Source organism: Pseudoflavonifractor sp. 60 (assembly GCF_009911645.1).
GTDB lineage: Bacteria > Bacillota > Clostridia > Oscillospirales > Oscillospiraceae > Lawsonibacter.
Window position 1 is genome coordinate 1 of record NZ_QWKI01000188.1, and the last position, 453, is coordinate 453.

Below are 453 nucleotides of genomic sequence, written 5' to 3' on the forward strand. Positions count from 1 at the left end.
AGTGCCCAACCTCGAAAAGCTGGTGGCGGTCATCCGCTCCCGGGAGGTGAGCCTGACGCTGTTCTACCAGCAGTGGGCCCAATGCAAAGCCATCTACGATAAAAACGCGGAAACTATTTTAGGCAACATGGACAGCGTGGTGTTCCTCGGGGGCCGGGAGGCCAGCACCATCAAGGAAATATCGGAGAACTGGCTGGGCAAGGCCACCATCTCCATGCAGACCGAGGGCCGCTCCCGTGGGCAGTCGGAAAGCTACAACCAGAACACGCAACGGCTGGGCCGGGAGCTTATGACCCCCGCCGAGCTTGCTACCATGCCCGGCGACAGGTGCATCCTGCAACTGCGGGGCCTGCCGCCGTTCTATTCCCGGAAATATGATTTGAAACAGCACCCCAACTACCGATACACGGCGGAGGCGGACAAGAAGAAAAACGCCTTTTCGCTGGAGCGGCT

At 59.6% G+C, this 453-nt stretch carries 1 protein-coding gene; it reads left to right on the plus strand.

Annotated features, from left to right (window positions below):
- A partial coding sequence (locus D1646_RS18910) for a TraG/TraD/VirD4 family protein (protein ID WP_160637961.1) occupies nucleotides 1-453 on the plus strand: 453 nt, incomplete at both ends.